Annotated in this window: 13 protein-coding genes and 1 pseudogene; 5 read left to right on the plus strand and 9 right to left on the minus strand. The window is 67.8% G+C overall.

Annotated features, from left to right (window positions below; translation table 11 throughout):
* Nucleotides 1–3: 3 nt before the first annotated feature.
* From LOZ83_RS30410 to LOZ83_RS30420, 3 genes are read left to right on the plus strand one after another with little or no spacing between them, the layout of a single operon-like run.
* Nucleotides 4–897 (plus strand): RNA polymerase sigma-70 factor, encoded by an 894-nt coding sequence (locus LOZ83_RS30410; protein WP_236795176.1) that lies wholly within the window; start codon nucleotides 4–6, stop codon nucleotides 895–897.
* Nucleotides 898–957: 60 nt separating this feature from the next.
* Entirely contained in the window at nucleotides 958–2,310 is a 1,353-nt protein-coding gene (locus LOZ83_RS30415; RefSeq protein ID WP_236795177.1) for an NAD(P)/FAD-dependent oxidoreductase, read from the plus strand.
* Entirely contained in the window at nucleotides 2,294–2,503 is a 210-nt protein-coding gene (locus tag LOZ83_RS30420) for a hypothetical protein (RefSeq protein WP_236795179.1), read from the plus strand. Before LOZ83_RS30415 ends, LOZ83_RS30420 begins: the two co-directional genes overlap by 17 nt.
* 23 nt (nucleotides 2,504–2,526) lie before the next feature.
* On the opposite strand, the gene LOZ83_RS30425 is transcribed toward LOZ83_RS30420, so the two are convergent.
* Nucleotides 2,527–3,651, minus strand: coding sequence for a S1 family peptidase (locus tag LOZ83_RS30425; RefSeq protein ID WP_236795181.1), 1,125 nt, complete (start codon nucleotides 3,649–3,651; stop codon nucleotides 2,527–2,529).
* Between the two features lie 215 nt (nucleotides 3,652–3,866).
* Between LOZ83_RS30425 and LOZ83_RS40890 the strand changes: the two are divergent.
* Nucleotides 3,867–4,469: pseudogene (locus tag LOZ83_RS40890) on the plus strand (DUF998 domain-containing protein); the annotation flags it as partial.
* 35 nt (nucleotides 4,470–4,504) lie between these two features.
* Here the strand turns inward: LOZ83_RS40890 and LOZ83_RS30430 are convergent.
* The gene (locus tag LOZ83_RS30430; protein ID WP_236795182.1) at nucleotides 4,505–4,921 is read right to left on the minus strand and encodes a MarR family winged helix-turn-helix transcriptional regulator; all 417 of its coding nucleotides are present in this window, start codon (nucleotides 4,919–4,921) and stop codon (nucleotides 4,505–4,507) included.
* A 92-nt stretch (nucleotides 4,922–5,013) separates the two neighbouring features.
* On the opposite strand from LOZ83_RS30430, the gene LOZ83_RS30435 reads away from it, so the two are divergent.
* Nucleotides 5,014–5,928 carry an alpha/beta hydrolase gene (locus LOZ83_RS30435; protein ID WP_236795183.1) on the plus strand — a complete coding sequence of 305 codons (915 nt, stop codon included), beginning with the start codon at nucleotides 5,014–5,016 and terminating at the stop codon, nucleotides 5,926–5,928.
* An 8-nt stretch (nucleotides 5,929–5,936) separates the two neighbouring features.
* Here LOZ83_RS30435 and atzF read toward each other — a convergent pair whose 3' ends face one another.
* The 7 genes from atzF to LOZ83_RS30470 all read right to left on the minus strand — a co-directional run bounded on the left by atzF (nucleotide 5,937) and on the right by LOZ83_RS30470 (nucleotide 12,926).
* On the minus strand, nucleotides 5,937–7,592 hold the full coding sequence (gene atzF, locus LOZ83_RS30440) for an allophanate hydrolase (protein WP_236795184.1): 1,656 nt from the start codon (nucleotides 7,590–7,592) through the stop codon (nucleotides 5,937–5,939).
* Nucleotides 7,589–7,942: a hypothetical protein gene (locus tag LOZ83_RS30445; protein ID WP_236795185.1), complete on the minus strand. Its 354-nt coding sequence runs from the start codon at nucleotides 7,940–7,942 to the stop codon at nucleotides 7,589–7,591. Before LOZ83_RS30445 ends, atzF begins: the two co-directional genes overlap by 4 nt.
* Entirely contained in the window at nucleotides 7,939–9,555 is a 1,617-nt protein-coding gene (locus LOZ83_RS30450) for a carbon-nitrogen hydrolase family protein (protein ID WP_236795186.1), read from the minus strand. The genes LOZ83_RS30445 and LOZ83_RS30450 overlap by 4 nt, the downstream gene beginning before the upstream one ends.
* A gap of 13 nt (nucleotides 9,556–9,568) precedes the next feature.
* Nucleotides 9,569–10,408: an ABC transporter ATP-binding protein gene (locus tag LOZ83_RS30455; protein WP_236795187.1), complete on the minus strand. Its 840-nt coding sequence runs from the start codon at nucleotides 10,406–10,408 to the stop codon at nucleotides 9,569–9,571.
* Nucleotides 10,405–11,178, minus strand: a complete 774-nt coding sequence (locus LOZ83_RS30460; RefSeq protein ID WP_236795188.1) for an ABC transporter permease — start codon at nucleotides 11,176–11,178, stop codon at nucleotides 10,405–10,407. The genes LOZ83_RS30455 and LOZ83_RS30460 overlap by 4 nt, the downstream gene beginning before the upstream one ends.
* 64 nt (nucleotides 11,179–11,242) lie before the next feature.
* Entirely contained in the window at nucleotides 11,243–12,244 is a 1,002-nt protein-coding gene (locus tag LOZ83_RS30465; protein WP_236795189.1) for an ABC transporter substrate-binding protein, read from the minus strand.
* Nucleotides 12,219–12,926, minus strand: coding sequence for a GntR family transcriptional regulator (locus LOZ83_RS30470; protein WP_255825799.1), 708 nt, complete (start codon nucleotides 12,924–12,926; stop codon nucleotides 12,219–12,221). Before LOZ83_RS30470 ends, LOZ83_RS30465 begins: the two co-directional genes overlap by 26 nt.
* Nucleotides 12,927–13,035 lie beyond the last annotated feature (109 nt).

The raw sequence follows: 13,035 nt of genomic DNA on the forward strand, positions 1-13,035 counted from the left end.
GACGTGAGTGCCGAGCCGGGAGGGGCGGACGATCTCGAGGAGGCCGCGGCGGTCTTCACGACGGCGCGGCCAAGGCTGTTCGGGATCGCCTATCGCATGCTCAGCAGCGCCGCCGAGGCCGAGGACCTGGTGCAGGAAGTCTGGCTGCGGTGGCAGGCGTACGACCGTTCCCAGGTCAGCAACCCGGACGCGTTCCTGGCCACGACGACGACCCGGCTGGCTATCAACGCGCTCCGGTCGGCGCGGGTGCGGCGCGAGACGTACATCGGGCCGTGGCTGCCCGAGCCCATCGACACGAGCGCGGACCCGTACCTTGGCGCCGAGCGTGGCGAGGCACTCGAATTCGCGGCCCTGCTGCTGATGGAGAAACTCACGCCCAATGAACGCGCCGCGTATGTGTTGCGCGAAGCATTCGACTACGCCTACGCCGAGATCGCGAACATCCTGTCGTCGACCGAACCCGCGGTGCGCCAGCTGGTCAGCCGGGCGCGCAAGCACATGGCGAGCGAACGGCACTCCCCGGCGGACGCCGCCGCGCAGCGGGAACTGCTGACCACCTTCATCGCCGCCGCCCGGTCCGGCGACATGGCCGCGCTGGAGCGGCTGTTCACACCGGACGTGACCAGCCTGTCCGACGGCAACGGCCGGGTGCGCGTCGCCCGCCAGCCGATTGTGGGCGTGCGGCGGGTGGTGCGGTTCCTGACGGCGATCTCGGGCTCGTTCTGGGAGAATGTCGACGTCCAGTGGGCGACCACCAATGGGCAGACATCTGCCGTGCTGCGCGTCGACGGCGAGCTGTACGGCCTGCTCACGGTGAACGCCACCACCGAGGGTATCGACCGGCTGCTGTGGATGGTCAATCCCGAGAAGAACAGGGCGGTGTCCGTCCCGGCCTGATGTCACAAACCGCGGCGCTACCCGGTCTTTCCTGGTGACAGCGAGAGAACAGAGGCCCAGATGCGCACGATTCTGGTGGTCGGCGGCGGGTACGCCGGTTTCTACACGGCATGGAAACTGGAGAAGAAGCTCCGGCCGGGCGAGGCGCGAGTCGTCGTTGTGGACCCGCGCCCGTACATGACGTATCAGCCGTTCCTGCCCGAAGTCCTGGCCGGATCGGTCGAAGCGCGCCACGCGGCGGTGTCGCTGCGCCGCCACCTGCGCCACACCAAACTCATCTCGGGCCGGGTCGTCAAGGTCGATCACGCGCACCGGACCGCCACAGTGCGTCCCGCCGAGGGGCCGGATTTCCCACTCGGCTACGACATCCTCGCCGTCACAGCCGGCGCCGTGACCCGCAAGCTCGCCGTGCCTGGCGTGGCGGAGCAGGCGATCGGCATGAAGCACGTCGAGGAGGCCGTGGCGATCCGGGACCGGCTGCTGACCGCCTTCGACCGGGCCGCCACGCTCGAACCCGGGCCACAGCGCCGGAAGCTGCTCACGGCGACGTTCGTGGGCGGCGGGTTCTCCGGCGTCGAAGGCTTCGGCGAGCTGCTGTCCCTGGCGACCTCGCTGCTCCGCTCGTACCCCGAGCTGGACCGGAACGAACTCCAGTTCCACCTGGTCGAGGCGCGGGACCGGATCCTGCCCGAAGTCACCGACAGGCCCGGCGAGTGGGTGGTGCGGTCACTGCAGAAGCGCGGCGCACACGTGCATCTCAACGCCCAATTGCTCGCCGCGACCGACGGGCATGTGGTGCTGTCGACCGGCGACGAGTTCGACTCCGAGCTGATCGTGTGGACCGTCGGCAACGCCGCGAACCCAATGGTGCGCAGCCACACCGACCTGCCGATCGACGGGCGCGGGATGCTCGTCGTGCGAGCCGACCTGCGGGTCGGCACCGAGAGTGAGCCGGTGCCGGACGCCTGGGGCGCCGGTGACGACGCGGCGGTGCCCGACCTCACCGCCGGCCGGCCCGGCGTCGCGATCGTCCCGAACGCGCAGAACGCGGTGCGTCAGGGCAAACTCCTCGCCAAGAACATCGTGGCCGACCTGCGCGGCCGGAAAGTGCGGCCGTATCTGCACCACAGCTTCGGCACGATCGCCACGCTGGGGCTGGGCCGCGGCATCTTCCAGTACCACGGCATCGTCATCAAGGGATTCCTGGCGTGGGTGATGCACCGCGGATACCACGTTCTCGCCGTGCCGAGCTGGGAACGGAAGATCCGGGTGTTCGCGGTCTGGCTGACCGCGGCGGTGTCCGGGCGCGACATCGTGTCCCTGGCGTCGGTGCAGGACCCGCGGCGCGCGTTCGTCACTGGCGAGGAGCCGGGGGAACCGGCTGTCCGATCCGAGCATGCTCAATCGGCATGAGGATGTCGTGCGCGAGTTCGCCGAGGCCTGCCGGCGGGCAGACGTCGCCGCGCTCGGGGCCGCGGTGTGTGACGGCGGCGGACGACGTCGTCCACCTGGTCACGGCTTTGCCTGCCCGGTCAGCTTCGACGTGGCGGGCGCCAAGATCACCGCCGTGTGGATCGTGCGGAACCCGGCCAAGCTGCGCGCCTGACCGGGCCCGCACGACACCACGATTCAGGCCGTGACGAGCGAAAGCCCGTAGGTCCGCAGGATCTCGTTCACCGGCTGGAACCACGTCTCGCCGCCGGAGGTGCAGTTGCCGTACCCGCCGGAGGTGACGCCCTGTGCCTGGTCACCGGAGATGAACGAACCACCCGAGTCGCCCGGCTCCGCGCACACCGTGGTCCGCGTCATTTCGTACACCGCGCCCTGCTGGTAGTTCACGGTCTCGTTCAGGCCTTCCACAACGCCGCAGTGCCAGTGCGAAGTCGAACCCGAGCGGCAGATCGACGTCCCCGGGACGGCCACCGCCGAACCGCGCACCAGCTGGTCGCTCACGGTGCCCCAGCCCAGCACGACGGGCGTGGTCCACCAGCCGTTGCCGATGGTGATGTAGGAATAGTCGTTGCCGGGGAAGGAAGATCCGGCGAACGTGCCCTGCGCCGAGCCGTCCCAGCCGGCGGTCGTCGAGCCGGGGGTGCCGCAGTGCCCGGCGCTGACGAACCCGCCCTGCACCGAGAACCCGATGGAGCAGCGCACGTTTCCGTTGATGTAGTAGGGATCCCCGCCGACGGTGCCGGCCGACTCGGTCGACGCGCGCGGCGCGGTCGCCACGGTCACCCGCGTGCCGGTCTGACGCGCCCGCGCCAGGAACCCGTCGACGTCCGCGCCCCGCGCGCCCGGCTGCAGCGTCACCACGAGGCTGCCGGTGCGCGGATCGGTGCGCCAGCTCGTCACCGACGCCGGCGCGGGCTGGGCTTTCGCCGAGTTGTCGAGCGCTTTCTTCGCGCCGTCCAATGCGGCGGCGCTGACCTGGGTGGGTGCGGTCGCCGCGCCGGTCCGCTCGACCGCCGCCGCGGCTGCCGGGTTCGTCACGCCGACCACGAGCTTGCCCTGCGCCGCGTCGAACCACGCGCCGCCGAACGCCGCGCCCGCCGCCTGCTGCGCCGCGGGCAGCACGTCGGTGGCGGCCTTCTCCTGGGTGAGCCTGTTCTGGACCTGCTGGGCGGTGAGGCCGAAGTCGTGCTGCATGGCCGTGATCAGCGCGGGCGAGGCCTGCGCGACGGTGGCGGGCGCCACCGCGACGGTGGCGAGGACGAGCGCGGGCAGGACCGCGCGGGCGATTGTTCGTCGATGCATGGATACACCTCCGTGGAACGGGGAAAAACACACCGTTCGTCCAGTGTGCGAGCAGTTTCCCAAATTGGTCTAGACTTTTGCCACGGCCTGTCCGATTCCTGTCCCGTATTGCGCCATTCGGCCCCGCCCGAACGGCGGTGGTGGGGTTAACCGGACCCAGGATCCGGGAGTAAGCCGCGTGGCCCACGGCACGGGTGAATCCTTAGCGTCGAACCATGCCGATCATCGCCCGTCACCGGCTGGTGACCAGAACCGGAGTCCTGTTGGGAATTCTCGGCGTCTCGACGCTGGTCGCGCTGCACCTACTGCCACGATTCGGCGGCGTTGACCCGATCCACGATCTCGTGTCGGACTATCCGTTGCACGCTTACGGTACCGGTATTCCGTACGTGCTCGCACTGTTGAGCATGAACGCCGCGGCTGTGGTCCTGACGTTCGCCATGGCGCGGCACGGGCTGGCGCGGGGGCGACTGGCGCCCGGACTGCTGGTCACGTGGTGCGTCAGCCTGCTCGGGCTGACCGTGTTCCTCAAGGATCCGATCGGTTCGCCGGGCACCTGGTACGGCTTCGTCCACATGGTCTGTACCACTGTGATGGCGGCCTGCGTGCCGGCGCTGTGCGTGCTGCTGTGGTGGCGGTTTCGCGGCCGGGCGCGCCGGCAGGCACGGACCCTCCTGGTGCTCAGCGGTCTGGCCGTGGCCTGCATGATCCCGTTCGTCGTCGGGTTCCTGACGCACAGCGGACGCGACCGGTTCGCCGGCCTGAGTATCGGGCTGTTCGAACGCGGGATGATCGTCGTCGATGTGGCGGTGATGCTGGTGCTGGCGTTGTGGACCCGAGAGCTGGCCGCCGGTCAACGTCCGGATTCGAGCAGGGCCAGGAGAATCCGGCGCAGCTCCGCGCGATCGCGGGGCTCGATCGTCGCCAGCCTGCGGTCGAACTCCGCGCCGAGCGCCGCGAGCGCGCGATCCCGCGCCGCCTCGCCCTCGTCGGTGAGCACGAGCCGGTGCCGCCGCAGGTCCGCGTCGTCGATCTCACGTCGCATGAATCCCTTGGCGACGAGGTTGCGCACGTAGACCGTCACGCTGGCCTTGGGGATCACCAGCTTGACCGCCAGCTCGGCCGGGTACGGCGACGTGGCGACCTCGGCGAGCACGAAGAACTCCTTCGGATCCAATCCCAGCTCGGTCAGCTCGGCGGTGCAGGCGTCCAGCACGACGGTCAGCAGGCGATGGTTCAGCGTCCACAGCTGTGCGGCGTCGTTCGGCACGCGCACCCCTCCTCGGGTGGTACAGTTCTGAAGTAGTTCCAGATCGTACTAATGGATCTCTCGAACAAACTCTACGCGAAAGGTGCCATCAGGTGCTTCAGCACATCACGATCCCGCGCGGCCCGATCGAGCTGGCGGCGAACCTCCACCTGCCCGATGACGCCGGGGAAACCGCGCCGCTGCAAGCCGTCGTGCTCTCGACGCCGGGCAGCAGCGTGAAGGAACAGATCGGCGCGAACTACGCGTCCCGCCTCGCCGCCCGCGGTATCGCGGCGCTCGTGTTCGACCCGGCCCACCAGGGGCAGAGTGGCGGCGAGCCTCGCGACCTCGAAGACCCGTACCGCCGCGGCGAGGACATCTCCTACGCGATCGACGCGCTCAGCACGATCCCCGGCATCGACCCGAACCGCGTCGGCGTCCTCGGTATCTGCGCCGGTGGCGGCTACGCGGTGCACACCGCTCGCACGGACCATCGCATCAAGGCAGTCGGCACTGTCGTTCCGGGCAACATGGGCACGTCGTTCCGCGGCTTCCAGCCGGACGGCCCGGTGGCCGCACTCGACGCCATGGCCGCCGCACGTATCGAGGAAACCCGCACCGGTGAGCTGAACCGCGCGAACTGGCTGCCCGACACGCTGGAAGACGCGGCCGCGGCCGGTCTGACCGATATCGACACGACCCAGGCGATCACCTTCTACCGCACCGAGCGGGGCAAGAACGAGCATTCGACGAACCGCCGCCTCGCGCGCGGCGACTCGCTGCTCCTGGGATACGACGCCTTTCACCTGGTCGATCAGCTCATGACCCAGCCACTGCAGGTCATCCTCGCCGGACGCCTCGGCAACACCGGCTCCTACGAGTCCGGCATGCGGCTGTGGAAGCTGGCGCCCAACCCGGTCGATCTCATGGTGGTCGAAGGCGCCGGCCATTACGAAATGTACGACGTGCCCGAGTACGTCGATGCCGCCGTCGATCGGCTCGTCGCCTTCTACTCGGACCACCTGTAACCCGGGGGTTACGTCGAGTGTGCGAGATAGGACAGCCAGCCGCCGTGTTCGGTGATATCGACGCCGTCGTGGAGTGCGCCGGGCTGGCAGAGAAAACCGGGTATGTGGTCGCCGTCGACGAGTTCGACATGGCCGATGGCCATGGGTGGGGTTATCGACGCGGCCAGATTGGCAAACCCGGTCGCCGGTAGTTCCCACACCTCGGCCCGTACCGCGGCGCCGTGCTCGTCAACGCGAACCAGCCCTGGTTTGGCCGGCGTGGTCGCCAGGGCATAGAGCCGGTAGTGCGGCGATGTCGTGGCGTGCTTGAGGAACCGCCCGCCACGCAGAACCAGTTCGTGGTTCAGTGGCTGGCCGGTCAGGTGGGCGCCGAGGACGGCCAGCCGAACCCGGCCGAGTTGACGTTCCAGCAGCCTGGCCAGGTTCACCAGCCGGTGGTCGGACAACGCGGGCCCGACGAACATGGCACCGAACGGAAGACCGGCCACCGTTCCCGCTGGGACGGCGACCGCGGACAGGTCGAGCACGTTGGCGAAGGTGGTGAACCGACCGAGCCGGTTGTTGAGGTGGATCGGATCGGCGAGCACATCGCTGATCGCCGGATGGTCCGTTGTGGTCGGCAGAAAGAGCGCGTCCACTGTGGACAGTGTCGCCAAAGCCTCGTGCCGCAGGCGGTCGAGGCGCTGCTGATCGGCGAACATGTGGTGGGCGGGGATGTCCCTGGCCGCCGAGATGATGGCACCGACCGTGGGGTCGACCTGGTCCTGGTGTTTGTCGATGAAGGCTCCCACCGCCGTATAGCGTTCCGCGACCAAGGCACCGCCGTACAGCAATGTGCCGGCCTGGAGGAACGGATCGAGGTCGACGGAAACCAGTTGCACGCCCACTTCCGCCAACCGCCCGGCCGCGGCGAAGTAGGCATCGGCCCATCCTGGCGCCAGTTCCCCGAGTTGATGCTCGAACGGAACACCGACCCGGTAAGGACCAACGGGCGGTGTCGCCAATGTGTTACTTCGCGGCGTGCCGGGATCGACCATCAACCGCAACGCCTGCTCGGCGTCGTCCAGCGTACGGCTGAAGATCGAGACACAGTCCAGGCTCTGGCAGGCCGGCACCACACCGCGGGTGGACGCGAGCCCGCGCGTGGGCTTCAGACCGACGATGTCGTTGAAGGCGGCCGGCACCCGGCCGGAGCCGGCGGTATCGGTGCCGAGTGCGAGATCGGCGATGCCCAACGCGACGGCCACCGCGGACCCGGAGCTGGAGCCGCCGGAGATCCGGCTGGGGTCGACCGCATTCCGTACCACGCCGTACGGACTGCGGGTTCCCACCAGGCCGGTGGCGAACTGATCGAGATTGGTCGTGCCGAGCACCACCGTCCCGGCCGCACGCAACCGGGCCACCACGGCGGCGTCTTCGGCCGGCAGGTACGCGTATTCCGGGCAGGCGGCGGTTGTCGGCAGCCCAGCGACATCGATGTTGCCCTTGACCGCCAGCACCGTGCCGGCCAACGGCAACTGCTCCCCGGCCGCCAGGCGCTGATCCAGTTCGGCCGCTTCCCGTTCGACGTCTTCCTGTGGGCGCAGGTCGATCCACACCTCGGGTCTGTCCACATCGGCGATCCGCCGGTACGAAGCCTGCACCCGGCGTGTCACGAGGTTCATGCCGTGGACGCCAAGGTGGCATTGCGCAGCCGGACGTAGCCGGCGTCACCGGTGTCGGAAATATTCAATCCGTATTCGAAAATTCCCAGCACTCGTACCTTCAGCCCTGGTCGCAGCAGCCACAATGCGGGCGCCGGCTCGACCAACGGCACGACCGGGTCGGGATTCCCGTGCGCGCATGCCGTGGTCGTGCCGACCTGAAGCTCATTGTTGTTCTGCCACAACGGTCCTTCGAGGATGACGGGACGTCCGTCGAGTTGCCGGGTCAGCTCGGAATACCCGACCCCGCTTGGCGCGACGAGATCCGCGAGCCGTAGCACCGTGACTTCGGTTCCCTGTTTCGCGGTCACACGGTCTCCTCGACGCGACTGCGTTCGAACAAGTGGGTTCCGCTGGTGATGCATTTGTTCCGCGCTGTCGCCAATTCGACGAACCCGGCGACGACGCGATGGGTCTCGTCCACGAGGGCCCGGCCGACCGCACCGGGCTTCGCGGTGGGAAAACCGGTGAGCGGCACGACGACACTGCGTCCTGGCGCGTCGCAGCCCTGCGGCCGATTGGCCATGGCCACATGGCACCGCGACTCGGAGCTGCGTTCGAGTGGCGCCAGATCACGCAGCCAGACCGAGTTGGTCGCCGCCGGCACACACAGCAGATCGGCGCCGAGCAGAGCCAGGCAGCGGGCCGATTCCGGATGGGCCAGATCCGCGGAGCCAAGCACACCCAGTCGTCCCCACGGCGTGTCGGCCACCAGCCATTCCTCGCCGGCGCTCGACCATGGCTCCGCGGGGTCCGGGTGAACCGGGCGAGCAGTGCGCACCTGCCCGTCGGGGCCGACAATGGCGAGCACCGATGCCGGTCCGGCGGGGTCACGAACCACTGTCGACAGGACGCACCAGGCATCGGCGCGGACGGTGGCTCGGCCTATCGCCGCGAACAGTGCGGGGGCGCTGTCGGCCGCGACGTCAGCTGCAAGCGCGTCCGCCGGTGGCTCGCCGCACGGATGGCTTGGGAGAACCCAGATCTTCGCGCCGAGTATCGCCACTTCGTCCAGCCGAGCTTCCAGCGCCTCCGGCTGTGCCCACGTCCCTTGTACCGCGGCGACCTGCACGCACGTATCGGCGACGACGACCGCTTGCCGCGCCTTCTCGGCGGCTTTGGTTGTGACGTAAGGACTTTCGAGCACGTGGTACGCCTGCGGACGACGGGACGCGAGCCGCTCGTCCCGGGTTTTCGGGGCGAGTTCCAGATCGGCGAGCAACGTCGCGTTGGTGACATCGGGGCCGAGGACATCGATCACCGTGCCGTCGGCGTCGATCGCACAAGTGCCACCCTGATACCTGGCGGCTCGCTCGTGACCGGCCTTGGACGCGGCCAGCACCGGCAGACCGTTCTCCGCGGCCCGCACCGGCAGATGCAGCGCGGCCTTGTCCTCGCTGAAGAAATTGGCACAGTTCACCAGCAGCTCGGCGCCGGCAAGCGCGAGATTACGCGCCACCCAGGGCAGTCGGGAGTCGAAGCAGATGAACAGGCCGAGCCGGCCGAGTGGGGTGTCGGCGACCGCGGGAGTCCCGTCGCCGACGCTGAACCATTGCCTGTCGTGCGGCGCGAGGTTCACCTTGCGGTGACAGGCAACCAGGCCGACTTCGGGGCCGACGAGCACGGCGCTGTTGAACAGGCGCGCACCGTCCCGTTCGGTGATCCCGCAGGCAAGCCAGGTGCCCGTGGAGTCGGCAAGCTCGCCCAGCCCGGCGATGAACGGCCCGTCGAGAGTTTCGCCCAGTGCCAGCGCGTGCTCCCGGTCGTCGAACAGGTAACCGGCATTCATCGCCTCCGGCAAGGCAACCAACTGGGCCCCGTCCGCGGCCAGCGCACGAACATGCTCACCGATCAGTTCGAGATTGTTCTCGGGCCGGCCCAACTCGGCGAGAATTTGTGCGGCTCCAGCGCGAATCATGCTCATACGTCCACCATTCTCAGAAAACCCGCTCGTGTGCTTCGATTCCGTGTTCCGATTCCTCCGCCGGAAGCAACAGCTCACCCATTCCTTCGTCGGCCGCCGCCATCACCTCGCGCTCGAGATGGCTGGTGAGTTGGGCCCGTAACTTCAGAAAACGTGGGTCGGCCGGGTCCCGTGGCCGCGGCAGGTCGATCGCGATCTCCTCCAGCAGCCGTCCAGGGCCCGCGGAAACCAATGCCACCCGGTCGGCCAGCAGTAGTGCCTCGTCGACCTGGTGCGTGACAAAGACCATGGTCGTGCCGAACCGCTGCCACACGGCCAGCAAATAGCGCTGCATCAGAATCCGGGTCTGGAAATCGAGCGCGGCGAACGGCTCGTCCAGGAGCAGCACCTCCGGCCCGACCGCCAAGGCCCGCGCCAGCGCCACCCGTTGCCGCATCCCGCCGGACAACTGCGGAGGCAGCTTGTCCGCGACACCGGCCAGCCCGACGGCACTGAGCAGGCCGTCGACCCGTTTCTTGCGGTCGGACCGGCTCAGCCCGGCGAAGCGCAGTCCAAATGCGACATTCGACCGCACCCGCAACCACGGAAACAGGTGATGCTCCTGGAATACCAGCGTGCGGTCAGGACCGGGACCGTCGATCGCCTTGCCGTCCAACGTCACACACCCTGAGGTGGGTGACTCGAGCCCGGCGGCGATCTCCAGCAGGGTGGTCTTGCCGCACCCGCTCGGCCCGATGAGCGCCACGAACTCGCCCGCGTTCACGGCGAGGTCGACGTCCAGGACCGCGGGTACACCTTCCCCGCCCGGTGCCGGCCAGTATTTCGAAACGCCTTCCCATCGCAGTGTCCTCATGACTGCTTCCCCCACCACAGCACCCGCTTCTGGATGAGCACGAGCAGCGAATCGGCGGCGAACCCGCAGAGCCCGATGACCATGATGCCGATGAGCACCAGGTCGGCGTTGAACTGCTCGCGGCCGATGATGATGGCGGCGCCCAATCCCGAGCGCAGCCCGACCATCTCGGCGGCCAGAACCGCCATCCAGGCGGCGAAGAAGTTCAGGCGGACCATGGTGAACACCTGTGGCGCGGCCGCCGGCAGGATCACGTTCGCCCACAGGTGTACCGAATTGGAGCCGAGACTGCGCGCGGTCTTCAACAGCTCGGGGTTGACATCGTCGATCGCGGCAACGGTCGCCACCGTCAGCGTGAAGACCACGCCAAGCGTCACGATGAACACCGCGGTGCCGTCGCCGATACCGAACAAGGACAGACCGAGCGGAATCCAGGCGATCGGCGCCACGGGTGCGAGCACCCGGACGATCGGCATGACGGCGCGCCGGGCCGGTGGGATCACCGAGGCCGTGACGCCGATGGCTGTCGCGGCGACGATGCCGATGGCCAGTCCGGCGCCCACCCGGGCGAAGGTCGCCAGCGTCGCGTCGACCAGTGTCGGCGCGTCGGGGCCCACACCGATCTGAATGCCGTCGTTGATCAGGTAGGACAGAAAATGGCTGGGCGGTGGGAAAATGGACTCCTTGAGCCAGCCCCAGCGGGCGGCCAGCTCCCACAGCGCGATCACCACTGCCCAGCTGCCGAGACCGTAGGCGCCGGCAACACACACGGCGCGTAGCCGGCTACGCGCCCGTGCGGGAGAACGCGGGGGGACCAGTGATTGGATCACGCCGTCACCCGACCTTCTTCAACAGTGCCAACTGAAGCACGTCGCTCGCACTCGTGTTCTTGATGTACTGGAGATCGCGCATGTCACCGACGCCCTTTTCCATCGCCGTCACCGCGGCCGAGTCGAGCCGGACCAGCGGCGGAGTGCGTTGGAGCCCCTCACTGAGCGCCTGCCCGGTCACCTTGAAGTACTTGCCCTTGTCCAGGATTTCCGCTGATTTCACGGGATCCGCCTTGTAGGCGTCCTCGCCCTGGGTGAGCGCGGTCAGGTACCGCTCGACGAACGGTCCGTCCTGCTCGACGCGCTCGCGCTTCATGGTCACGACACAATCCGGCGCGTGCTCGCCCCACGCCTGCTCGTTGCTCCCCAGATAGGTCGCGCCTGCCTCACGGACGACCTGCGCGGCGTAGGGTTGCACCACGGTCGCCACATCGATGTCCTTGGATACGAGCGCCTGGCCGAGCGCGAGGTTGTCGGTGAAGAACCGCATATCGAAATCCTGGTACGAGAGTCCCTGGGATTTCAGTACGTGGAACAGGGTCAACTCCTGGGTGTTGACTCGTGCGGTCGCCACCCGGAGACCGGTTCCTTTTTTCGCGGCAAGATCCGACAGGGTTTCCACGCCGATACCCTTGCGGGCGATGATTTCCAGGCCGTAGCTTCCACTGCCCGCGACGATCACCAGGTCCTCGCCTTTTTCCTTGGCGACCATCGTGTTCGAGAACGGGTTGTGGACCACCCCGGTGGTATCGGTGACCAACGAGGAAAGGTTGTCACCCGCGTTGCCGAAATAGGTGAGTTCGACGTTGATTCCCTGCTTGGCGAACAGCCCCGTCGCATGCGCCAGGAACAGCGGTGACATGCAGGCACCGACCAGGTTCCCGACCTTCAGGGAAACACCTTCCGTGGTCGCGCCGGAACGGGAGCCGCAGGCGCTCACCACCGAAGCCGCGGCCACGGCCGCCATGCCGGCGAGCACGCTACGGCGCGCCAATGGCTGGTTCATTGCTACCTCCTGGAAAATCCGATGAAGTCCGCTCGAGCATCCCGGTCAGCGCCCTGAGCACCCTGTCCTGGACGAGCGACGCGCTTTCGCTGATGTGCTCTCGCATCCGGTCGACCGCGAGTTCCGGTTTTCTCGCCAAGATCGCCGCGATGATTTCGAGGTGCTGGGCGATCGTGGCCTCGATACGCCCGGGTATGACGAAGTCGTGCACGCGGATGATGCGGATGGCATTGTTGATGTTTCCGAGCAGTTCGGCGAGCGCGAGGTTTCCGCCGGCCCGGGCGATTCCGACGTGAAACGACTCGTCTTCATAGACGAACGACGGGTCCGGGCCGGGAACGGCCTTACTCAGCCGGAGCCAGTAATCCTCGATCTCGTGCAGTTGTTTGTCGCTCGCCTCTCGGACCGCTCGTTCGACACTCAATTCCTCCAGCCGCAGCCGGACCTCGTAGAAGCCCTGGATGCGGGGCAGGTCCGGCACCTTCGGCCGGTAGCGGCCGGCTGAGTCGGCGACGACAAGGTCCTCGTTCGCGAGCCTGCGAAGCGCTTCCCGGACCGGGGTGCGGCTGACCCCGAGCAACCGGGCCAGCCGTTCCTCGCTCAACGCCTCACCGATCGAGAAGGACCCGCCCAGGAGCTGTTTGCGCAGCTCACCGTGGACCTTGTCGACCAGGGAACCCATCTTTTACCTCCGTATACCGTCCGGTATCCGACGTCGTGTACAGGTGGGAAAGGTAAGCACCACACGTAACGGACGGCGGTTTCTTCCGTTTCCAGCATGTAACCGCTCG

Origin of the sequence: Amycolatopsis sp. GM8, from assembly GCF_021653975.1 — a bacterium.
In the GTDB taxonomy this organism is placed as follows: Bacteria; Actinomycetota; Actinomycetes; order Mycobacteriales; family Pseudonocardiaceae; genus Amycolatopsis_E.

Coding starts and splice junctions, on each gene's coding strand:
- LOZ83_RS30415 (WP_236795177.1), top strand. CDS start 958: ATGCGCACGATTCTGGTGGTCGGCGGCGGGTACGCCGGTTTCTACACG.
- LOZ83_RS30420 (WP_236795179.1), top strand. CDS start 2,294: ATGCTCAATCGGCATGAGGATGTCGTGCGCGAGTTCGCCGAGGCCTGC.
- LOZ83_RS30425 (WP_236795181.1), bottom strand. CDS start 3,651: ATGCATCGACGAACAATCGCCCGCGCGGTCCTGCCCGCGCTCGTCCTC.
- atzF (WP_236795184.1), bottom strand. CDS start 7,592: ATGAACCTCGTGACACGCCGGGTGCAGGCTTCGTACCGGCGGATCGCC.
- LOZ83_RS30450 (WP_236795186.1), bottom strand. CDS start 9,555: ATGAGCATGATTCGCGCTGGAGCCGCACAAATTCTCGCCGAGTTGGGC.
- LOZ83_RS30455 (WP_236795187.1), bottom strand. CDS start 10,408: ATGAGGACACTGCGATGGGAAGGCGTTTCGAAATACTGGCCGGCACCG.
- LOZ83_RS30465 (WP_236795189.1), bottom strand. CDS start 12,244: ATGAACCAGCCATTGGCGCGCCGTAGCGTGCTCGCCGGCATGGCGGCC.
- LOZ83_RS30470 (WP_255825799.1), bottom strand. CDS start 12,926: ATGGGTTCCCTGGTCGACAAGGTCCACGGTGAGCTGCGCAAACAGCTC.